The sequence below is a fragment of the Mixta intestinalis genome (assembly GCF_009914055.1).
GTDB lineage: Bacteria > Pseudomonadota > Gammaproteobacteria > Enterobacterales > Enterobacteriaceae > Mixta > Mixta intestinalis.
Window position 1 is genome coordinate 2,074,362 of the sequence record NZ_CP028271.1, and the last position, 20,534, is coordinate 2,094,895.

At 55.7% G+C, this 20,534-nt stretch carries 17 protein-coding genes; 9 read left to right on the plus strand and 8 right to left on the minus strand.

Annotated elements, in window-relative coordinates; all coding sequences use genetic code 11:
- Positions 1 to 25 precede the first annotated feature (25 nt).
- The 6 genes from metG (at position 26) to sanA (ending at position 7,198) form a co-directional block, all read left to right on the plus strand.
- Positions 26 to 2,056 carry a methionine--tRNA ligase gene (gene metG / locus C7M51_RS09880; protein ID WP_160621634.1) on the plus strand — a complete coding sequence of 677 codons (2,031 nt, stop codon included), beginning with the start codon at positions 26 to 28 and terminating at the stop codon, positions 2,054 to 2,056.
- A 295-nt stretch (positions 2,057 to 2,351) separates the two neighbouring features.
- A complete protein-coding gene (locus tag C7M51_RS09885; protein ID WP_160621635.1) occupies positions 2,352 to 2,744 on the plus strand; it encodes a CidA/LrgA family protein in 393 nt (130 codons plus the stop codon).
- On the plus strand, positions 2,737 to 3,429 hold the full coding sequence (locus tag C7M51_RS09890; protein ID WP_160621636.1) for a CidB/LrgB family autolysis modulator: 693 nt from the start codon (positions 2,737 to 2,739) through the stop codon (positions 3,427 to 3,429). The genes C7M51_RS09885 and C7M51_RS09890 overlap by 8 nt, the downstream gene beginning before the upstream one ends.
- Positions 3,430 to 3,577: 148 nt before the next feature.
- Positions 3,578 to 4,468 carry a cytidine deaminase gene (gene cdd, locus C7M51_RS09895; protein WP_160621637.1) on the plus strand — a complete coding sequence of 297 codons (891 nt, stop codon included), beginning with the start codon at positions 3,578 to 3,580 and terminating at the stop codon, positions 4,466 to 4,468.
- A 175-nt stretch (positions 4,469 to 4,643) separates the two neighbouring features.
- Positions 4,644 to 6,341, plus strand: a complete 1,698-nt coding sequence (locus tag C7M51_RS09900) for an NAD-dependent malic enzyme (protein WP_160621638.1) — start codon at positions 4,644 to 4,646, stop codon at positions 6,339 to 6,341.
- A gap of 134 nt (positions 6,342 to 6,475) precedes the next feature.
- Entirely contained in the window at positions 6,476 to 7,198 is a 723-nt protein-coding gene (sanA, locus tag C7M51_RS09905) for an outer membrane permeability protein SanA (RefSeq protein ID WP_160621639.1), read from the plus strand.
- A 75-nt stretch (positions 7,199 to 7,273) separates the two neighbouring features.
- Here sanA and mglC read toward each other — a convergent pair whose 3' ends face one another.
- The 7 genes from mglC to C7M51_RS09940 form a co-directional block, all read right to left on the minus strand.
- A complete protein-coding gene (mglC, locus tag C7M51_RS09910; protein ID WP_160621640.1) occupies positions 7,274 to 8,284 on the minus strand; it encodes a galactose/methyl galactoside ABC transporter permease MglC in 1,011 nt (336 codons plus the stop codon).
- A 20-nt stretch (positions 8,285 to 8,304) separates the two neighbouring features.
- Complete coding sequence (mglA, locus tag C7M51_RS09915; protein ID WP_160621641.1) at positions 8,305 to 9,825, minus strand: galactose/methyl galactoside ABC transporter ATP-binding protein MglA; 1,521 nt, start codon at positions 9,823 to 9,825, stop codon at positions 8,305 to 8,307.
- Positions 9,826 to 9,893: 68 nt separating this feature from the next.
- Positions 9,894 to 10,889 (minus strand): galactose/glucose ABC transporter substrate-binding protein MglB, encoded by a 996-nt coding sequence (mglB, locus tag C7M51_RS09920; protein WP_160621642.1) that lies wholly within the window; start codon positions 10,887 to 10,889, stop codon positions 9,894 to 9,896.
- A gap of 321 nt (positions 10,890 to 11,210) precedes the next feature.
- Entirely contained in the window at positions 11,211 to 12,251 is a 1,041-nt protein-coding gene (gene galS, locus C7M51_RS09925) for an HTH-type transcriptional regulator GalS (RefSeq protein WP_160621643.1), read from the minus strand.
- 153 nt (positions 12,252 to 12,404) lie between these two features.
- On the minus strand, positions 12,405 to 13,556 hold the full coding sequence (gene yeiB / locus C7M51_RS09930) for a DUF418 domain-containing protein YeiB (RefSeq protein ID WP_160621644.1): 1,152 nt from the start codon (positions 13,554 to 13,556) through the stop codon (positions 12,405 to 12,407).
- Between the two features lie 38 nt (positions 13,557 to 13,594).
- Entirely contained in the window at positions 13,595 to 14,260 is a 666-nt protein-coding gene (gene folE, locus C7M51_RS09935) for a GTP cyclohydrolase I FolE (protein ID WP_160621645.1), read from the minus strand.
- A gap of 135 nt (positions 14,261 to 14,395) precedes the next feature.
- Positions 14,396 to 15,553 carry a YbfB/YjiJ family MFS transporter gene (locus C7M51_RS09940; protein WP_160621646.1) on the minus strand — a complete coding sequence of 386 codons (1,158 nt, stop codon included), beginning with the start codon at positions 15,551 to 15,553 and terminating at the stop codon, positions 14,396 to 14,398.
- A 105-nt stretch (positions 15,554 to 15,658) separates the two neighbouring features.
- On the opposite strand from C7M51_RS09940, the gene ptrR reads away from it, so the two are divergent.
- The 3 genes from ptrR to fghA are packed head-to-tail and all read left to right on the plus strand — an operon-like array spanning position 15,659 to position 18,544.
- Positions 15,659 to 16,579 (plus strand): putrescine utilization regulator PtrR, encoded by a 921-nt coding sequence (gene ptrR / locus C7M51_RS09945; RefSeq protein ID WP_160623623.1) that lies wholly within the window; start codon positions 15,659 to 15,661, stop codon positions 16,577 to 16,579.
- The gene (locus tag C7M51_RS09950) at positions 16,566 to 17,690 is read left to right on the plus strand and encodes an S-(hydroxymethyl)glutathione dehydrogenase/class III alcohol dehydrogenase (RefSeq protein ID WP_160621647.1); all 1,125 of its coding nucleotides are present in this window, start codon (positions 16,566 to 16,568) and stop codon (positions 17,688 to 17,690) included. The genes ptrR and C7M51_RS09950 overlap by 14 nt, the downstream gene beginning before the upstream one ends.
- An 11-nt stretch (positions 17,691 to 17,701) precedes the next feature.
- Positions 17,702 to 18,544, plus strand: coding sequence for an S-formylglutathione hydrolase (gene fghA / locus C7M51_RS09955; protein WP_160621648.1), 843 nt, complete (start codon positions 17,702 to 17,704; stop codon positions 18,542 to 18,544).
- 36 nt (positions 18,545 to 18,580) lie between these two features.
- Here the strand turns inward: fghA and cirA are convergent, their stop codons facing one another.
- On the minus strand, positions 18,581 to 20,533 hold the full coding sequence (cirA, locus tag C7M51_RS09960; RefSeq protein ID WP_160621649.1) for a catecholate siderophore receptor CirA: 1,953 nt from the start codon (positions 20,531 to 20,533) through the stop codon (positions 18,581 to 18,583).
- Position 20,534: the final 1 nt, after the last annotated feature.

Sequence of the window (20,534 nt, forward strand, 5' to 3'; positions counted from 1 at the left end):
TTAACCAGAAGAAACGTGTCCCGCTATGACTCAAGTCGCGAAAAAAATAATGGTAACGTGCGCTCTGCCGTACGCAAATGGTCCCATCCATCTTGGCCATATGCTGGAGCATATCCAGGCCGATATCTGGGTCCGTTACCAGCGAATGCGCGGCAATCAGGTTTGGTTCATCTGTGCTGACGACGCGCACGGCACGCCGATTATGCTGAAAGCGCAGCAGATGGGTATCACTCCGGAACAGATGATTGCCGAGATGAGTCAGGCGCATCAGCAAGATTTCGCTGGCTTTAACATCAGCTATGACAACTATCACTCTACGCACAGCGATGAGAACCGTGAGCTGTCGGCGCTGATCTATGGCCGCCTGAAAGAGAACGGTTTTATTAAAAACCGTACCATTTCGCAGCTGTTCGACCCGGAAAAAGGCATGTTCCTGCCGGATCGCTTTGTGAAAGGCACCTGTCCGAAATGTAAAGCTGCCGACCAGTATGGCGATAACTGCGAAGTCTGTGGTTCCACCTACAGCCCAACCGAGCTTATCGATCCGAAATCGGTGGTGTCTGGCGCAACGCCGGTTATGCGCGATTCCGAACATTTCTTCTTCGACCTGCCGTCGTTCAGCGAAATGTTACAGGCCTGGACCCGCTCTGGCGCATTGCAGGAGCAGGTGGCGAATAAGATGCAGGAGTGGTTTGAATCGGGCCTGCAACAGTGGGATATCTCCCGCGATGCGCCCTACTTCGGTTTTGAAATTCCAGGTGCGCCGGGTAAATACTTTTACGTCTGGCTGGATGCGCCGATTGGCTATATGGGTTCCTTTAAGAACCTGTGCGACAAGCTCGGCGATCTCGACTTTGATGAATACTGGAAAAAAGATTCCACCACCGAGCTGTATCACTTTATCGGTAAGGACATTGTCTATTTCCACAGCCTGTTCTGGCCCGCGATGCTGGAAGGCAGCAACTTCCGCAAGCCGAACAACCTGTTCGTACACGGCTACGTGACGGTTAACGGTGCCAAAATGTCCAAGTCGCGCGGCACCTTTATCAAGGCCAGCACCTGGCTTGAGCACCTCGACGCCGACAGCCTGCGCTACTACTACGCGGCGAAGCTTTCATCACGCATCGATGATATCGATCTGAACCTGGAAGATTTCGTGCAACGCGTTAATGCCGATATCGTTAACAAAGTGGTTAACCTCGCGTCCCGCAACGCGGGCTTTATCGCTAAACGTTTCGGAGGCAAACTGGCGGATACGCTGGCAGACCCGGCGCTGTATAAGACCTTTACCGATGCTGCGGAAAGCATTGGTGAAGCCTGGGCCAGCCGCGAATACGGTCGTGCCATTCGTGAAATTATGGCGCTGGCAGATGTAGCAAACCGCTATGTGGACGAGCAGGCACCGTGGGTAGTGGCGAAGCAGGAAGGCCGCGATGCCGATTTGCAGGCAATATGCACCATGGGCATCAACCTGTTCCGCGTGCTGATGACCTGGCTGAAACCGGTGTTACCCAGCTTAAGCGAGCGCGTTGAAGGCTTCCTTAAAACCGAGCTGGAATGGGATGCGATTCATACGCCGCTGTTGAATCATGACGTTGCGCCGTTTAAAGCGCTCTACAGCCGTATCGAAATGCCGAAGGTGAATGCGCTGATTGAAGCCTCGAAAGAGGACGCCGCCGCCGCGAAACCGGCTGCAACCGGCCCGCTGGCTGAAGATCCCATCGCCGAAACCATTACCATCGACGATTTCGCGAAGGTGGATATGCGCGTGGCGCTGATCAAAACCGCCGAGCTGGTTGAAGGATCCGATAAGCTGCTGCGTCTGGAGCTGGATGTCGGTGGTGAAACGCGCCAGATCTTCTCCGGCATTCGTGCTGCTTATCCCGATCCGTCGGTACTGGTGGGCCGCCATACTATTATTGTCGCTAACCTCGCACCGCGTAAAATGCGTTTTGGCGTCTCGGAAGGGATGGTGCTCTCTGCCGGACCGGGCGGTAAAGATCTCTTTATCCTCGGTGCAGACAGCGGCGCACAGCCCGGTATGCCGGTGAAATAAACGTAGCGGTAATAAGGTTTTCTCCACCTTCAGCGATGGGAAAGCCTTTATTGCAGCAAGCCTCGCCCACTCGGGCGAGGCGATATCCCTCTCTGTCTTCTTATCAGTCGCCACACCCAGCGTTTTACTTTCATATCTGCACGTTAATATTTCGATATTCTTATTTAGCACACTATCATTATCTAAAGCCCTGCCGCTTCGCCCAGGCCACTCATCACCTTGCACATAAATGTGATCGGTAGCACAGTTAAGCGATTCAGCGTATGATGATTTGTAGTTAAAACAGGAGTCTGCGATGTCCAACGTGCTCTCTGCCTGCTGGTGCTACCTACGCGCCTTCATTATTATTTATCTCTGCCTGTATGCCGGCATTGCGGTTTCTTCGCTGTTGCCGATCGCCATTCCCGGCAGCATCCTCGGTATGTTGATTCTTTTTATTTTGCTCTGTACCCGTATTGTGCCGTTAAACTGGGTGAAACCTGGCTGCCACCTGCTGATTCGCTATATGGCGCTGCTGTTCGTGCCGATTAGCGTCGGCGTGATGAACTACACCGATATTCTCACTGCCCAGTTTGGGCCTATCGTTATTTCCTGTGTTATCAGTACCCTGCTGGTACTGGTGATCGTAGGTTACAGTTCTCATCGTCTGCACGGCAGGCCGATTATCGGAGAAAATAAAGATGAGTGATATCTGGTGGTCGCTGCCGCTGACGCTGGCGGTCTTTTTTGCTGCCCGACGGCTGGCAGCGCGGGTAAAAATTTCGCTACTCAACCCGCTACTGGTTTCGATGGCGATCATTATTCCGCTACTGCTGCTGATCAATATGCCCTATGCGCGCTATTTTCAGGGCAGTGAAATTCTTAATCATCTGTTGCAGCCTTCGGTAGTGGCGCTGGCGCTACCGCTGTTTGAACAGCTGCATCAGATTCGTGCACGCTGGAAATCCATTATCAGTATCTGCTTTATCGGCAGCGTGACCGCCATGGTTTCCGGCACCGCGATTGCCCTGTGGCTCGGTGCCACACCGGAAATTGCCGCCACCATTATGCCAAAATCGGTTACGACGCCGATTGCGATGGCCGTTTCCGCCTCGCTGCACGGCATCCCGGCAATCAGCGCCATCTGCGTACTGATGGCGGGCGTGCTCGGCGCGGTATTCGGTCATATGTTGCTGAACCTGTTGCGGATCAAGACCAAAGCGTCACGCGGACTGGCAATCGGCAACGCTTCACATGCGTTGGGTACTGCACGCTGCGCCGAGCTCGATTTTCAGGAAGGGGCCTTTAGCTCGCTGGCGCTGGTGCTGTGCGGCATTATTACCTCATTACTGGCGCCCTTCCTTTTCCCGCTGGTGCTGAAGCTGTTCGGCTAGACTACAGCGATCATGCTAAATTTTGCGAGAGATCGCGCAATTTGTAATTTCATTTCATGCCTTGCATTGCTGTAGCGACAAAGATCACATATAACCCCATTCCGGTGCTTTACAATTTGGGGCCAGATCCCGTTATAAGAGGCATGCAATGCATTTACGTTTTCGCCCGGCTTTTGCTGGCTTAGCGGCTGATTTACAGGCTGCGCTTCTTCCGATGCTGGACGCTGAGGATTTCGCCGCTTTTTTTACACCTGACCAGGTTAAAATGCTTTGCCAGCAGAGCGGATTAGATGAAAACGCGCTGGCGCTGGCGCTGCTGCCGTTAGCCGCCGCCTGCGCCATTACGCCGATATCGCTATTCGACGTGGGTGCTATTGCGCGCGGCAACAGCGGGCACTGGTATTTCGGCGCGAATATGGAATTTATCGGAACCACCATGCAGCAAACCGTGCACGCCGAACAGAGCGCGGTCACTCATGCCTGGCTACGCGGCGAAAGCGGCCTGGCCACCATCACCGTTAATTACACACCCTGCGGCCACTGCCGCCAGTTTATGAATGAGCTGAACAGCGGCACGGCGCTGCGCATCAGTCTGCCGAACCGCCCGGTGACAACGCTGGCAGACTACCTGCCTGACGCCTTTGGTCCGCGCGATTTAAATATCACCTCGCTGGTGATGGATAACGTCGATCACGGCTATCGTCTGACGGGCGATGCGCTGACGCAGATGGCTATCGCTGCCGCTAACCGCAGCCATGCGCCTTACAGCCAGGCCCACAGCGGCATCGCGTTGCAAACCGCCAGCGGCACCTGCTATCAGGGTGGTTACATTGAGAACGCCGCTTTTAACCCCAGCCTGCCTCCGCTACAGGCGGCGCTGATTTTACTTAATATGCATGGCGAGAACTGCCAGCAGATTACCCGTGCGGTACTGGCAGAAAACAGCGAGGCGCGACTGCGACAGCAGCCCGCCACTGCCGCTGCGCTACAGGCGCTCGGCTGTCACCAGCTGGACGTGGTTACGCTGCAAAAAGCGTAATCTGACAACAAGTTATCCCTTCTGCATGCAAAAAAAATTTACAGCTTTTGTTATCAGACGTTAACAAAAGCTGTACTTCTGCGAGAATATTCTTAGGATCGTGGCACACCCTGTCATCCTAAAACATTGGTCACTTCCCCTAAGAGAATGTGCCTGTAACCGGAGCAAACGCCGCATGGAACTCGATTACGAAAGTAAACGTTCGCTGTATATCCCCTACGCAGGCCCTATCCTGCTGGAATTTCCCCTGCTGAACAAAGGCAGCGCCTTCACCGTTGAAGAGCGCAACGATTTCAACCTTAACGGCCTGCTGCCGGAAACGGTGGAAACGATTGAAGAACAGGCTGAACGCGCCTGGCGTCAGTTCCAGGATTTCAAGAACAATAACGATAAGCACGTCTACCTGCGCAATATCCAGGATACCAACGAAACGCTGTTCTATCGTCTGCTCGATAATCATCTGGAAGAGATGATGCCGATTATCTACACCCCAACGGTCGGTGCCGCCTGCGAACATTTTTCTGAAATCTACCGTCGCGCCCGTGGTCTGTTTATCTCCTATCCCAACCGCGCCAGCATTGAAGATATGCTGCAAAACGCCACCAAGCAGAATGTGAAAGTGATCGTGGTTACCGATGGCGAACGTATCCTCGGCCTTGGCGATCAGGGGATCGGCGGTATGGGTATTCCTATCGGCAAGCTGTCGCTCTATACCGCCTGCGGCGGTATCAGTCCAGCCTACACCCTGCCGGTGGTGCTGGATGTCGGCACCAACAATCAGCAGCTGCTCAACGATCCGCTCTACATGGGCTGGCGTCATCCACGCATTACCGGCGAAGAGTATGAACGCTTTGTCGATGAGTTTATCCAGGCGGTGCGCAGCCGCTGGCCAAACGTGCTGTTGCAGTTTGAAGATTTCGCGCAGAAAAACGCTATGCCGCTGCTGGAACGCTACCGCGACGAGCTGTGCTGCTTCAACGATGATATTCAGGGCACCGCTGCCGTTACGCTCGGCACGCTGATCGCTGCCAGCCGCGCTGCGGGCAGCCGTCTGCGCGATCAGAACGTGGTATTCCTCGGCGCGGGCTCTGCGGGTTGTGGTATCGCCGAACAGATTATAGCCCAGATGAAATCGGAAGGGCTAAGCGATGAAGAAGCACGCGCCAAAGTCTTTATGGTTGACCGCTTCGGCCTGCTGACCGACAAACTGCCGAACCTGCTTGGCTTTCAGGGCAAGCTGGTGCAGAAGAGCGAAAACCTCACCGGCTGGAATTTACCGAGCGATGCAATTTCGCTGATGGACGTGGTGCGCAACGCCAAACCAAATATCCTGATTGGCGTTTCCGGTCAGCCGGGGCTGTTCAGCGAAGAGATTATTCGTGAAATGTATCGCCACTGCGCACGTCCCATCGTAATGCCGCTTTCTAACCCCACTTCACGCGTGGAAGCGACTCCGGCGGATATTCTCGCCTGGACTGATGGCGCTGCGCTGGTCGCGACCGGTAGCCCTTTCTCCCCGGTAACCTGGAAAGATAAAACCTATCCAATCGCCCAGTGTAACAACTCCTATATTTTTCCGGGCATTGGCCTGGGCGTGATCGCCTCCGGCGCGACCCGCGTCACCGACAGTATGCTGATGGCCGCCAGCCGCGCGCTGGCGGATTGTTCGCCGCTGGTAAACGACGGCGAAGGCCCGGTGCTGCCGGAGATTAAAGACATACAGGGCGTATCCAAAGTGATCGCCATGGCGGTTGGCAAAGCGGCACAGCTGGCGGGCGTGGCGGTAGTAACGTCAGAGGATGTGCTGTCGCGAGCGATCGCTAATAACTTCTGGCTGCCGCAATACCGTAACTATCGTCGCACCTCTATTTAGCAAAAAAAGCGCTCTGCTGCTAATGGCGGCAGAGATTGCTTAAAAAAGCCGCGCCTGACCGGCGCGTGCTTGCTTCGTGTTAACGGCTCAAGTAGCCTTGAACTATCCTTCGCCCCGTCCTGAGCACGCCGAACATGTTGAAACGCATGACATATGGCCTGGCCATCATCCTGCTGTTGATGATACTGGCTGCGCTCGGCCTCGATCGCTGGATCGCCTGGAAAACCGCGCCATGGATCTACGACGATCTGACCTCGCTGCCGCATCGCCAGGTGGGCGTAGTGCTGGGTACCGCCAAGTATTACCGCACCGGGGTGCCGAACCAATATTACTACTACCGTATTCAGGGCGCGCTGAACGCCTATAACAGCGGAAAGGTGAATTATCTACTGCTGAGCGGCGATAATGCGCAGCACAGCTACAACGAGCCGATGACTATGCGTCGAGATCTTATCGCCGCAGGCGTTAATCCTGCCGATATCGTGCTGGACTATGCGGGTTTTCGTACACTCGATTCTATTGTGCGCACGCGTAAGGTATTCGATACCAACGATTTCATTATTATCACCCAGCGTTTCCACTGCGAGCGCGCGCTCTATATCGCATTGCATATGGGTATTCAGGCGCAATGCTACGCCGTGCCGTCGCCGAAAAATATGCTGACGGTACGCGCGCGTGAGGTGGCGGCGCGTCTCGGCGCGCTGGCAGATCTCTATATTATGAAGCGTGAGCCGCGTTTTCTTGGTCCGCTGGTGCCGATTCCGGCAGTGCATGAGGTGCCGCAGGGCGCGCAAAGTTATCCTGCGGTAACGCCGGAACAGCTGCTGGAGCTGGAACAGCGGCGGCAGAAAAAATGATCGTAAAAAAGCCGACGTGAAGTCGGCTTTTATTTAGCTGATAGCAAGCAGGCGGAAGCGGCCCGCCGCGTCGAACTACTTCTTACGAGAGTATTTCAGCGAATCCAGCGCCACGGCGAAGATGATAATGCCGCCCTTAATAATGTACTGCCAGTAAGGATTCACGCCGATATAGGTCAGGCCGTAGTTGATTACGGTAAAAATCAGCACCCCGGTCACCACGCCCGCCACCGTACCAACACCACCGGCGAAGGAGACACCACCCACCACGCAGGCGGCGATGGCATCCAGCTCATACATAAAGCCCAGGTTGTTGGTGGCGCTGCCGATACGCCCCGCTTCCAACAGGCCACCGAAGGCATAAAACACGCCGGAAAGCGCATAAATCAGGATCAGGTTCAGCGGTACGTTAACGCCGGAAACTTTTGCCGCTTCCGGATTGCCGCCGATAGCAAAAATATTTTTCCCGAAGCGCGTTTTGTTCCACAGGATCCAGACGAACACGATAGCGATAGCGGCGTAGAAGGTAATGTAGGAGAGTTTAAAATCACCAAAGCGCAGGAAGCCCTGAGCGAATGTCGAAAAACCCGCATCAAAACCGGCGATCGGCGACGCACCCACATAGTCATAGTAGAGCGAGTTGATACCGTAGACGATAATCATGGTGCCCAGTGTGGTAATAAACGGCGTCACCTTCAGGTAAGCGATAATAACACCGTTCAGCAGACCGATCAGGCCGCCAATTACGCAGACCGTCAGGATTACCAGCGGAATAGGCACGGTATCCAGCTGCGGAAACACCTTATTGGCATTGTCCATCGCCTGTAGCATAGTTGCCGCCACTACCGCCGCCAGCCCTACCTGCCGACCGGCAGAAAGGTCGGTGCCCTGGGTAACAATCAGCCCGGCAACGCCCAGCGCGATAATAATACGCACCGAGGATTGGGTAAGAATATTACTCAGGTTCATTAAGCTAAGGAATGTCGGGTCCTGGAAAATAATAATCGCTAACAGCACCAGCAAAACAACATAGATGCCTCCCTCTTTCAACCAGGTCAGCGCATTCTTTTTCGTTGTAGCTTTCATGGTAAACAGCCCTTACATCATTAAAGGTGTAACGACGCTAAACGTAATATTTCGTTTTGCGTGGTGTTTTTCGTTTCGACAATACCGGCGACGAGGCCATTGCTCATCACCAGAATCCTGTCGGTAATACCCAGCAGCTCCGGCATTTCGGACGAGATAATAATGATCCCCTTATCGCGTTTCGCCAGTTCAGAAATAAGCTGATAAATTTCAAACTTGGCACCTACATCGATGCCGCGCGTCGGTTCATCCAGCATTAATATTTCCGGCTGGGTAAGCAGCCAGCGTCCGATAATCACTTTCTGCTGGTTGCCGCCAGAAAGAGAGCCAATAGAGGTATGGTGTCCCGGCGTTTTTACCCGCATGGCATCAATTACCCACTGGGTATCGCTTTTCATCCGGCTGTTATCCAGCAGGCCGAGCTTATTTTTATACTGGCGGATATTTGAAATCAGCGAGTTAAAGCCGATATCCAGGTAGGCGTAAATACCGGTCGAGCGGCGCTCTTCGGTCACCAAAGCAAAGCCATGATTAATTGCTTCATTCGCGCTGTGGTTATTAATCGCTTTGCCGTGCAGCTTAATCGTGCCGCTCGCCTTTTCGCGAATGCCGAACAGCGTTTCGACAATGTCGGTACGTTTAGCGCCCACCAGTCCGGCGATGCCCAGGATCTCCCCTTTATGCAGATCGAATGAAATATCGCGAATTGAGGGCTGACGCAGTGAGGTAAGGCCGCGTACCTCCAGAATCACCTCGCCCGGCACGTTGGTTTTATCCGGGAAGCGCTGGTTCAGGGAACGTCCCACCATCATGGCGATAATTTTATCCATATCCAGCCCTTCCAGCGGCTGAGTATTGATCCACTGACCGTCACGCAGGATGGTAATTTCGTCGCACAGCTGAAAGATCTCCTCCATCTTATGCGAGATATAAACAATGCCGCAGCCGCGATCTTTTAGCTTACGGATAATGGTAAACAGATGGTTTACCTCTTTTTCCGTCAGCGAGGAAGTTGGCTCATCCATAATAACGATTTTGGCGTCATAGGAAAAAGCTTTGGCGATTTCCACCATCTGCATTTGCGAAACCGACAGCTGCGCCACTTTATCACGCGGATCGATATCGATATCCAGTTCATCAAAAATGGCTTTAGTATCGCGATACATTTTATCGTGATCGACAAACAGCCCTTTTTTTGGATAGCGCCCCAGCCACATGTTATCCATTACCGAGCGTTGCAGTACCAGGTTTAATTCCTGATGCACCATCGATACGCCATTTTCCAGCGCTTCTTTCGCGCTTTTAAAATTAACTTCTCTCCCCTGAAAAAGAATCGATCCGCTGTCTTTACTGTAAATACCAAACAGGCATTTTAATAAGGTAGATTTCCCCGCGCCGTTCTCCCCCATTAGCGCGTGTACAGAATGTGGCCGGACTCTCAGATTAACATTGTCCAAAGCCTTCACGCCGGGAAATGACTTGCTGACATGCGTCATCTCCAGCAGGAATTCATGCTGCTGTGTACTGTTTTCGCTGGCCATAATTTACCTGGCTGAAAAGTGTCTGCGTCTGGCAAATAAGGGCGCGTTCAGGACGCGCCCGCATACCTTTATTTACTGAACTGAGAAAGGTTCTCTTTATCTACCGCCACGTAAGGAATACGGACGATTTTATTTTCCAGTTTGAAGTTGGTGCCTTCGGCAGCCGGTTTGCCAGCGGCGAGGTTTTTCGCCAGCTCAAAGGTGGCTTTCGCCTGGTTAGCGCCGTCGTTCAGCACCGTACCGGCCATCGCGCCCGATTTCACCATGGCCAGCGCTTCCGGCAGCGCATCGACGCCAAACACCGGAATCGAGGATTTGTTATGCGCCTTCAGCGCTTCTACCGCGCCCATCGCCATCGCGTCGTTGTTGGCGATCACCACTTCGATTTTGTTGGCATTCGGGCCGGAGAGCCAGGCGTCAACTTTATCTTTTGCCTGCGCGGTATCCCACATTGCGGTATCCATCGCCAGCTGCTGCGTTTTGATGCCCTCTTTGTTCAGGGTGTCGATGACATATTTGGTACGCGCTTCGGCGTCCGGGTGGCCCGGCTCCCCTTTCAGCAGCACGAACTGAATCTGCCCGTCTTTGTTCAGATCCCAGGCGGGCGTTGCCTTCCAGTGTTTCTCAATCAGCTGGCCCTGAATCACGCCGGACTCTTTAGAGTCGGTGCCGACATAGTAAGCTTTGTCATAGCTGGCCAGCACTTTGGCATTCGGCTCTTTGTTAAAGAACACCACCGGCACGTCGTTGCCGCGCACCTTATCCAGCACCACGGCAGCCGCCGCCGGATCGACCAGGTTAATCGCCAGGGCTTTTACCCCTTTCGCCAGCAGTACGTCGATCTGATCGTTCTGCTTGGACTGGTCGTTTTGCGAGTCATTCATCAGCAGTTGTACGCCACCAGCGGCCTGCGCGTCTTTTTCGATATCCTTACGCACCATCGACATAAAGTTATCGTCATATTTATAGATGGTGACGCCAATGCGAGTATCTGCTGCGTGCGCCGTTGCGCCAAACATCATGCTGGCAACCAGGGCAGTGAGGGTGAAAACCTTCTTATTCATGGTATCTCCGGTTTTTACAGGGTCGTTCTACCTCTGTTGCTTCACCAACAGGCGAAGCAATGGACAGGCAGTGAAAAAAATCGGCTCAGGCGGGTGGTTAAGAAAACGTTACCCAAAGCCGATGGCTTGCTGACACAAAACCTGACTTCCCTGTGCGGTAACGCTTCCTGAGAGTAGTGACAAAATGTTACATGACGCTGATAACTGGCTGCGTTAAGGGGTAATGCAACCGTTACATTATGTTTCAGCAACGTTTAGACGCTGATATCATAGTGAGCACAATGTTAATTAACTGTGAATTTACTCACAGATTGAAAACGGTTACATGGATGAATCGGTGGAAAAAGTGACCGGTGCCACATTTTGCCGCGCCGCCACCGAGTGACGCCGCACCAGAGTGGGCATAAAACAGTGCTGTGCATCGCTATCCAGCTCGCCCGCCGCGCCCTTTAGCGCCAGCTCGGTGGCCAATTTAGCCATAGAAACAATGGGATAACGCACGGTAGTGAGCTGTGGATCGGTATAGCGCGATATCGGAATATCGTCGAAGCCGATAACCGAAAAATGGTGAGGTACTGTGATGCCGTTATCTTTTAGTGCCGTCAGCGCCCCGGCCGCCATGCCATCGTTATAGGCGAAGATGGCGCTAAGTTGTAGGTTGCGCCCCAGCAGCTCGACCATCGCCGCCTCGCCGCCCTGCATATCCGGCTCGCCGCTGCCAACCCAGACTTCCGGCGGTACAATGCCCTGCTCCTGTAGCGCCATCAGCCAACCGGCGCGGCGCTGATCGACATCTTCAATGGGATGGCTGGAGCTGAGATAGCCGATACGGCTATGCCCCTGTTGAAGCAGCATACGCGTGGCCATCGCTGCGCCGGTCACGTTATCCAGCCCGACGCAGCGGTGCGCGTAGCCGGGTAAAATGCGGTTTACCAGCACCATTCCCGGCACCTGGTCCATAAAGTTGCCCAGTTCAGCATCGGAAAGGGATTTGGCGTGGACCACCAGCGCGTTGCAGCGCTGGCGTATCAATACTTCAATGGCGTGGCGCTCTTTCTCTTCCTGATGCCAGGAGTTGCTGATCAGCACATGCTTTTGCACGCGCTGCGCCACGCTATCTACCGCTTTAACCAGCGCGCCAAAGAAGGGATCGGAAACGTCCATCACCACGACGCCAATGGTATCGCTGACCTGGGTAGCCAGCGCCTGCGCGTTGGCGTTAGGGCGATAGCCCAGCCCTTCCACCGCCTGTAACACCGCATCACGGGTTTCAGCCGTCACCGCGCTGCTGTTATTCAGCACGCGGGAAACGGTGGCGACAGAGACGCCCGCCTGACGCGCCACATCACGAATGGTAATCATAAGCGATTACCTGAGAGAGATTTTTGCATGACTCACCTGCCGCATAGGATAGCTGGCGGCTATTCTGGCAGGCCGCTCGCAGAGGCTGCGTGAATTACGTCACACGGATGAAAACGGTTACATACAATTTTTTAACCTTTGTGATACCGGTCATTATCCGCCTGGCGCGGCGCTGCCGGTCGCCAGTAGCGTCAGCCTGCGCCATAACCATTCCAGCGGCCCCTGACGGAAATAGCGCAGCCAGAGCGTGGAAAGCAGCAGATTAACCAGCCACACCGGTGCCACCAGCAGCAACAGCTGACTACGGCTAAAGTGCTGAAACAGGCCGAGGTGATAAAACAGCGTGGTGCAGAGTAGCGTTTGCAGCAGATAGTTGGTCAGCGCCATACGCCCAACGCAGCAGATCGCCTGGGTTATTTTCAACTGCGCCAGCTGCGGCCAGAAACCGAAACAGAGTGCGGCATAGCCAAGGCTGGTGAAAGGTGCGGCCAAATCGCGCGGCATCTGTAGATAAAACGCCGTCCAGTGATAGCTCCACTCCAGATGCCATTGCAGCCAGGTAGCCGGTAGCTGAATCAGCCAGCCCAGCGGCAGCAGAATCGCCGCTGTACGTCGGTAGTGGCGGCGACTCCAGGTCCCCCGTAGCCAGCCGTTGCGCATCAGCGATGCGCCGATCATCATCAGCCCCGCCAGCTGCCAGCCATACTGCGCGCCCAGTGCCAGCAGCATAGAAGAGAGATGATCAAGCCGGTTACGCATCGCTTCCAGGCCGCCGCCCACTTTCCAGGCGGCCTCATACTGGATCTCCGCCGCACCAGGCAGCCAGGTATGTGTTGGCGTAGGGGATGAAATCAAACCAAACAGCAGCAGCACGCCGACGCCGACCAGGTAGAGCATGATGCCGGTATTGAACAGCGAGCGCGTCGAAGGCACCTCGCGGATCATACGCCAGGCAATCAGCCCGACGATGCCGTAAGCCAGCAGAATATCCCCTTCCCACAGCATTACGGCGTGAATAAATCCGATAATCACCAGCCAGGTCAGCCGCGCCTGTATCCAGCGCTTACCGCGCGGCAGCAGCATTTGCAGGCCCGCACCGAACAGTAAGGCGAACAGCGTGAGGAATTTACTTTGCGCCAGCAGATCGAGTAGCGCCCAGCTTAGCGCATCGCCAAATGAGGGAACGCCCTGCCAGGCAGGATTGAGGTAGGCGGCAGAAGGTAAACCGAAGCCGTTGATATTCAGCAGCAGGATACCGAGAATGGCCAGACCACGAATAAAATCAAGCGTGATTTGTCGTTGCATGCACGTTTCCTGCCGCCTCATCTGCGGCGAAAAAGCAATCAGTTATGGCGCACCGCGCGCAAGAACTCCTGGCGCGTATTCTGGCTCGATTTAAACAGCCCGCCCAGCGACGTGGTTGTGGTGGCGCTGTTAGCGTCGCGAATGCCGCGCGCCTTCACGCAATAGTGCACCGCATCGATAGAGACCGCCACGTTATTGGTGCCGAGCAGCGTTTGCAGCGCGATCAATACCTGTTGAGTCAGACGCTCCTGCACCTGCGGGCGCTGGGCGAAAAACTGCACGATACGATTGATTTTCGATAAGCCGATCACCTTATCTTTCGGGATATAGGCGACGGTAGCCTTGCCGTCAATGATAACAAAGTGGTGCTCACAGGTGCTGGTCAGCGTAATGTCGCGCACCGTCACCATCTCATCCACTTTCATCTTGTTATCGATCAGGGTGATTTTAGGGAAATTAGCGTAGTCGAGGCCGGAGAAAATCTCGTTCACATACATTTTAGCGATGCGGTGAGGCGTCTCCATCAGGCTGTCATCGTCCAGATCGAGATTGAGCAGCTGCATGATTTCCGTCATATGACCAGCAATCAGGCGCTTACGCGTTTCGTCATCCATTTCACGCGCAGGCGCACGCAGCGGGGTTTCCAGGCCACGCGCCAGCAGCGCTTCGTGGACCAGAGCGGCTTCATGACTTAACGTCACCATGTGATGTTTCTCCTGCAGGTGTAACTTACCGACAATCGCGCACGCGTCGTTATCGGAATAGTAATCAGAGCGCGTATTCTGAAGCACTCCGGGACGTTTATCCAGTGAATCCCTTTAATCGTCGCTGAAATCCCTTCATGCAGCGCGGCGCCAGACCAGCGCGCCAGCCAGCAGCAGCGCCATGCCCGCCAAATACAGTGCCGGATCGAGCCGCTGCCACAGCAGGCTGGAGAGAGAGGAGAGCATCGGCCCTACCAGCTGACCGATGGCGTAGCCGGTGGTCAGCAGCCCGGCCAGATAGCGCGTATGCTGCGGTGCCAGCTCGCGACCGTACTGTAATGTCAGCTGCACCACGCAGAGAAAGCCGCCGCCGGTCAGCAAGGCACCCGTCGCCAGCCCGGCGAGTCCGGGTGCCATGCCGCCGATAAACACCCCCAGCGCCTGTAACCACAGCACCAGCGCCAGTCGGCTATGGGTACTTGCCCAACGTCGGGTAAGGATACCCAGCAGAATGCCAGCCACCGCCGCGCCGCCAAAAATCGGCCAGACGAACTGGGCAAACGGGCTGTGCGGAAAGCGCGCCGCCGCCAGCTGCGAGAGAAAGGTGGCGGGCAGAATATAGCCAAAGCCCGCCAGGCTGTAGCTGAACACCAGCCGTTTCAGGTTGCCGTTCAGCACCAGCGGTGCCGGAGCGGTTTCCGAGCGATGCAGCTCGCCGTGGCGCGGCAGAGCGGGCGCGATAATCAACGCCAGCAGCAGCGCGAGGCTACCATAGGCAAGCCAGGCACCCGCTGCCGCCACGTGCCAGACGTTAAGCAGCATCGCCAGCAGCCCGCTCAGCACGATCCCGACGCCCGGCCCGGCGAACACCATGGCCGACAGCCCAGGCCGGTTGTGGCGCAGCAGCTGTTCATTGCTCCAGGCCGCCACCAGCACCATCGCCCAGCCGCTGGCCCAGCCGATCAACAGGCGGGCGACACCGTGCAGCCAGGGGTTAGCGAGCAACGCGGAGAGCAACGTCAGCAATACCGCGCCCCACATGCCCGCATGCAGCCGTCGTTCGACATGATGACGCGCCCGCATCGCATCAAAAGATCCGCACAGGTAGCCCAGGTAGTTCAGCGCCGCCACCAGGCTGGCGCTGGTTAACGTTAGCTGACCATCACCGATCATTAACGGCACCTGCGGCGTAAAAGCGAAGCGCCCAATCCCCATTGCCACCACCAGCGACAATAGCGCGCTTAGCGCAATACGCCCTGCGCTTGTCTCCGCTTTACCATCCCTTTGCTGCATTGCGGCCTCATCTTTTGTTGTTTAGCCATTGCATCCATCATGCCCGCCGTTTAAACTCACGAAAAGTGAATGTTTAAGATGAAGTTACTTACGGTAAGAGAACAGATGGATTTAGTCCAGTTACGTATGTTCTGTTCGGTGGCGGAAACCGGTTCGGTGGCGCGCGCCGCAGAACAGTTGCATCGAGTCCCTTCCAATCTGACCACGCGCCTGCGCCAGCTGGAGCAGGAGATCGGGGGCGATCTGTTTATTCGTGAAAAACAGCGTCTGCGTTTATCACCGATGGGCCATAATTTTCTTGGTTACGCGCAGCGTATTCTGGCGCTCAGCGAAGAGGCGTTAAGTATGGCACGCACCGGTGAACCGGGCGGTAACTTCGCCCTCGGCTCAATGGAAAGTACCGCTGCCACTCGCCTGCCGAATCTGCTGGCCGCCTACCATCAGCGCTACCCGGCGGTGGCGCTGTCGCTGATCACCGGCACCTCCGGCGAGATCATCGATCGTGTGCGCGAAGGCACGCTGGCGGCGGCGCTGGTTGACGGCCCCGCCCACTATGACGAACTGAATGGCTGTATCGCCTTTCGCGAGCAGATGACGCTGATTTCCAGCGTCGACCATGCGCCGATCCGCAGCGCGGCGGATGCCAGCGGTGATACGGTATTTGCGTTTCGCACCAGCTGTTCTTATCGCCTGCTGTTGGAAGAGTGGTTCCGCGATGGCGGCGTGCAGCCGCATAACGTGATGGAGATTCAGTCCTATCACGCGATGATGGCCTGCGTTGCCAGCGGCGCTGGCGTGGCGCTGCTGCCCGAATCGGTACTGGCACAGATGCCGGGACGCGAGCGGGTGCAGGCGCATCGGCTACCGGCCAGGTTCCGCGATACCGCCACCTGGCTGCTGTGGCGGCGCGACGCTTTTACTCCCAATGTGGAAGCGCTGAAATATTTGATCATTGAGCAGTTCGACGACAAACCCGTTAACGATGAGTTGATGCATCCTCAGGAGTGTATAAATGGAAATGATTAAGACCCGCGCCGCCGTTGCCTGGGCCGCAGGCGAACCGCTGAAAATTGAAGAAGTGGATTTGATGCCGCCGCAAAAAGGTGAAGTGCTGGTACGCATCGTGGCGACCGGCGTCTGCCATACCGATGCCTACACGCTGTCGGGCAAAGATCCCGAAGGCGTTTTCCCGGCGATTCTTGGGCACGAAGGCGGCGGCATTGTCGAAGCGGTAGGTGAAGGGGTAACCAGCGTGGTACCAGGCGATCACGTCATTCCGCTCTACACCCCGGAGTGCGGCAAGTGCAAATTCTGTCTCTCCGGCAAAACCAACCTTTGCCAGGCGATTCGTACTACGCAGGGCAAAGGGCTGATGCCGGACGGCACCACCCGCTTTTTTAAAGACGGCAAGCCGATCTTCCACTATATGGGCACCTCAACCTTCTCCGAGTACACCGTCGTGCCGGAAATCTCGCTGGCGAAAATCAGTAAAGAGGCACCGCTGGAAGAAGTTTGCCTGCTCGGCTGCGGCGTGACCACCGGCATGGGCGCGGTGATGAATACCGCTAAAGTGAAGGAAGGCGATACCGTGGCAATTTTCGGTCTCGGCGGCATCGGCCTGTCGGCGATTATCGGCGCGAAGATGGCGAAAGCGGGCCGCATTATCGGTATCGATATCAATACCAGCAAATTCGATCTGGCACGTAAGCTGGGCGCTACCGATCTGATCAACCCGAAAGATTATGACAAGCCGATTCAGGAAGTGATCGTTGAGATGACCGACGGCGGCGTGGATTTCTCTTTTGAGTGCATCGGTAACGTTAACGTGATGCGTTCAGCGCTGGAGTGCTGTCACAAAGGCTGGGGCGAGTCGGTGATTATCGGCGTAGCGGGCGCGGGCGAAGAGATTTCTACCCGTCCTTTCCAGCTGGTAACCGGGCGCGTCTGGCGCGGCTCCGCCTTCGGCGGCGTCAAAGGCCGCTCACAGCTGCCGGGCATCGTCCAGGATTACCTTGACGGGAAATTCCAGCTGAATGACTTTATTACCCATACCATGCCGCTGGAAGCGATCAACGAGGCGTTCGATCTGATGCACGAGGGCAAATCGATTCGCTCCGTGGTGCATTTCCGTAAATAACAGGAGCCGCAATGCCAACCACGCTGGAATTACTGGAAGAACATCGTCTGTTTGGCGGCTGGCAGCAGCGCTGGCGCCACCACTCCTCGCAGCTCGGCTGCAATATGACCTTTGGCATCTTTCTGCCGGGGCCAAAAGGCGACACGCCGCCGCCGGTAGTCTGGTGTCTGGCTGGCCTGACCTGCACCGATGAAAACTTTGCGGTTAAGTCGGGCGCGCAGCGGGTAGCGGCGGAGCTGGGCCTGGTGCTGGTGATGCCGGATACCAGCCCGCGTGGCGACGAGGTGCCGAACGACGAGGCTTACGATCTCGGTCAGGGGGCCGGATTCTATCTGAATGCGACGCAGGAGCCGTGGCGACAGCATTTCCGCATGTACGACTATCTGAATGAGGAGCTGCCAGCGCTGATCGCCGCCAGCTTTAACATCAGCGATCGTCAGGCGGTGATGGGCCATTCAATGGGCGGCCACGGCGCGCTGGTGCTGGCGCTGCGTAATCCGCACCGCTTCGCCTCTGCTTCCGCGTTTGCGCCTATCGTCAATCCCAGCGAGGTGCCCTGGGGCGTGAAGGCGCTCGGCGCCTATCTGGGCGAGGATCGTGAACAGTGGCGGCAGTATGACAGCTGCCTGCTGATGCAGGAGGCGGCGGCGCAGCTGCCGATATTGATCGATCAGGGCGACAGCGATCAGTTTCTTGCCGATCAGCTCCAGCCGGAGCGGCTGGAAACGGTAGCGCAGCAAACCGGCTGGCCGCTGACGCTGCGCATTCAGCCGGGTTACGATCACAGCTACTTCTTTATCGCCTCATTCGTTGAGGATCATCTGCGTTTCCATGCGCAGCATCTGTTGGCATAACATTGAGGGCGGCGCAGGCCGCCCTTTTTACCGGCCTCAGAAGTTGTAATCCATCGCCAGGAAGTAGCGACGTCCATCCTCGGTATAGCCGTAATCATCACGGCTGAAATCCTTATCCAGCAGATTCTGCACGCCTGCGCGCAGCTTAACCGCTTTCGTCGCCTGCCAGCTGGCACCGGTATTCCACAGCACATAGCCACCCGGCGTGTTGCCATCGTTTTTCAGCGTACGACGCTCGCCGGAGTAGTTAGCCTGCAAATAGAAGTTCCAGTCGTCAAGCGGCGTCCAGTCCAGCGTTCCGTTGGCGGTGTGTAGCGGCAGCTCTTTCAGCGGCTTATTGCCGCCGTTGCTAAGATCGCGTCCGTCGCTATAGGTATAATTCAGCGTCAGCTTCCAGCTATCGTTAAACGGCACCTTCAGTTCCGTTTCCACACCGTTAATACGCGCCTTGTTGACGTTGTAGTAACGGAATACCGGCTTACCATCTTTATCAAAACCAACAAAGTTGCTGTAACCCGGTGCCAGCGCTTTGTTAGAGGTACGTGCAATATTGATCATATCGTCAATATTGTTCTGGAAAGCGGTCACGCTGCCGCTTACGCCATCCAGCCAGCCTTCATCACCGTGATAATAGAGCCCCAGCTCAAAGCTTTCGCTGGTCTCCGGCTTCAGTTTCGGACTGCCGACTACCGCACAGCTGCCGCGACAGGAGTTGCTCTGCCAGTCCGGGCTAAGCTGCAATAACGAAGGTGCTTTAAAGGCATTGGCCCAGCCGCCTTTCACCGTGACGGTATCACTGGCGTTCCATACCAGATAGAGACGCGGGCTCCAGTGATCGCCGTAGGTCTCATGATCGTCCATACGCACGCCGCCGGTCAGCGCCAGCGACTCCAGCAGCCGCCATTCATCCTCCACAAACAGCGCATACTGGCTGGCGGAGGTGCTACCGCTGCCTTTCAGATTAACCGCATCGCTCAGCTTATCGTGACGCCATTCGCCGCCGAAGGTCAGTAGCTGATTGATATCGGCCAGCGGCACGACCAGCTTGCCGTCGAGACTGTTATTACGCGAGGTAATCATCTCGCTGGAATAGTTGTCGATTTTATCGCCATAGAAGCGCAGCTCGGTGTTGCCAAAATCCCAGCGTCCGTTGTGGCTCAGACTGTAGTTCTGGCGCTCCAGGCGGTTTTTATCCAGCGAATCGGAATCGCGATCCTGACGATCGAAACCATAACCGACACCGATCTCCTGGTTATCGCTGGGCGTCAGGGTAAATTCCGCGTTGCCGTTGCGCGAGGTGTAGCCTTCAATACGCGGAGAATCGCCGCTGCTGGCAGAGGGCGCATCATCTTTTTCACGCTTGCCGAGGTTGCCGTAAACCTTCACACCCAGCAGATCGTCAACCAGCGGGCCGCTGGCGAAAAAGTTGCCGTTATAGCTGTCGCCGCGATCGCGATGTTCCTGCAAGGTGGTATCGGCGCTCAGGGTGCCGTGCCAGGCTTTGCCAACCTTGCGGGTGATGATGTTAACCACGCCGCCCAGCGCATCGGAGCCATACAGTGAAGACATGGGGCCGCGCACCACTTCGATACGTTCGATGGCGTCTACCGGAATCCAGTTAAGATCGAAATCGTTATGGCGGAATACCGCATTGCGCGAATTGACGCGCTTGCCATCAATCAGAATCAGCGTGTAGCTGCTGTCCAGCCCGCGCAGGCTGACGCCCTTACGATTGTCGCCTTCGTCGGTTAACTGCACGCCCGGAACTTCACGTAGTACGTCACGCAGGTTCTGTACCGGTTTGCGCTTAAGCTCTTCGCTGGTAATCACGCTGATACTGGCAGGCGCATCCTGTAAATTAACTTCATTTGCCGAGGCGGTAACCACCATCGTCTCATTATGATCTTCTCCTGCGGCATAAACCGGCAGTGACAGAATAACAGCAGACGAGCAGATACCTGCGCGCATCACGGCATTTAAGCGGAACATA

What these genes read in the sequence shown, in the direction of transcription:
- C7M51_RS09940 (WP_160621646.1), bottom strand. Translation starts at nt 15,553, where the DNA reads ATGCAGCAAAGGGATGGTAAAGCGGAGACAAGCGCAGGGCGTATTGCG.
- cirA (WP_160621649.1), bottom strand. Translation starts at nt 20,533, where the DNA reads ATGTTCCGCTTAAATGCCGTGATGCGCGCAGGTATCTGCTCGTCTGCT.
- C7M51_RS09885 (WP_160621635.1), top strand. Translation starts at nt 2,352, where the DNA reads ATGTCCAACGTGCTCTCTGCCTGCTGGTGCTACCTACGCGCCTTCATT.
- C7M51_RS09950 (WP_160621647.1), top strand. Translation starts at nt 16,566, where the DNA reads ATGGAAATGATTAAGACCCGCGCCGCCGTTGCCTGGGCCGCAGGCGAA.
- metG (WP_160621634.1), top strand. Translation starts at nt 26, where the DNA reads ATGACTCAAGTCGCGAAAAAAATAATGGTAACGTGCGCTCTGCCGTAC.
- mglA (WP_160621641.1), bottom strand. Translation starts at nt 9,825, where the DNA reads ATGGCCAGCGAAAACAGTACACAGCAGCATGAATTCCTGCTGGAGATG.
- ptrR (WP_160623623.1), top strand. Translation starts at nt 15,659, where the DNA reads ATGGATTTAGTCCAGTTACGTATGTTCTGTTCGGTGGCGGAAACCGGT.
- C7M51_RS09900 (WP_160621638.1), top strand. Translation starts at nt 4,644, where the DNA reads ATGGAACTCGATTACGAAAGTAAACGTTCGCTGTATATCCCCTACGCA.
- folE (WP_160621645.1), bottom strand. Translation starts at nt 14,260, where the DNA reads ATGGTGACGTTAAGTCATGAAGCCGCTCTGGTCCACGAAGCGCTGCTG.
- C7M51_RS09890 (WP_160621636.1), top strand. Translation starts at nt 2,737, where the DNA reads ATGAGTGATATCTGGTGGTCGCTGCCGCTGACGCTGGCGGTCTTTTTT.
- yeiB (WP_160621644.1), bottom strand. Translation starts at nt 13,556, where the DNA reads ATGCAACGACAAATCACGCTTGATTTTATTCGTGGTCTGGCCATTCTC.
- mglC (WP_160621640.1), bottom strand. Translation starts at nt 8,284, where the DNA reads ATGAAAGCTACAACGAAAAAGAATGCGCTGACCTGGTTGAAAGAGGGA.
- fghA (WP_160621648.1), top strand. Translation starts at nt 17,702, where the DNA reads ATGCCAACCACGCTGGAATTACTGGAAGAACATCGTCTGTTTGGCGGC.
- galS (WP_160621643.1), bottom strand. Translation starts at nt 12,251, where the DNA reads ATGATTACCATTCGTGATGTGGCGCGTCAGGCGGGCGTCTCTGTCGCC.
- cdd (WP_160621637.1), top strand. Translation starts at nt 3,578, where the DNA reads ATGCATTTACGTTTTCGCCCGGCTTTTGCTGGCTTAGCGGCTGATTTA.
- mglB (WP_160621642.1), bottom strand. Translation starts at nt 10,889, where the DNA reads ATGAATAAGAAGGTTTTCACCCTCACTGCCCTGGTTGCCAGCATGATG.
- sanA (WP_160621639.1), top strand. Translation starts at nt 6,476, where the DNA reads ATGTTGAAACGCATGACATATGGCCTGGCCATCATCCTGCTGTTGATG.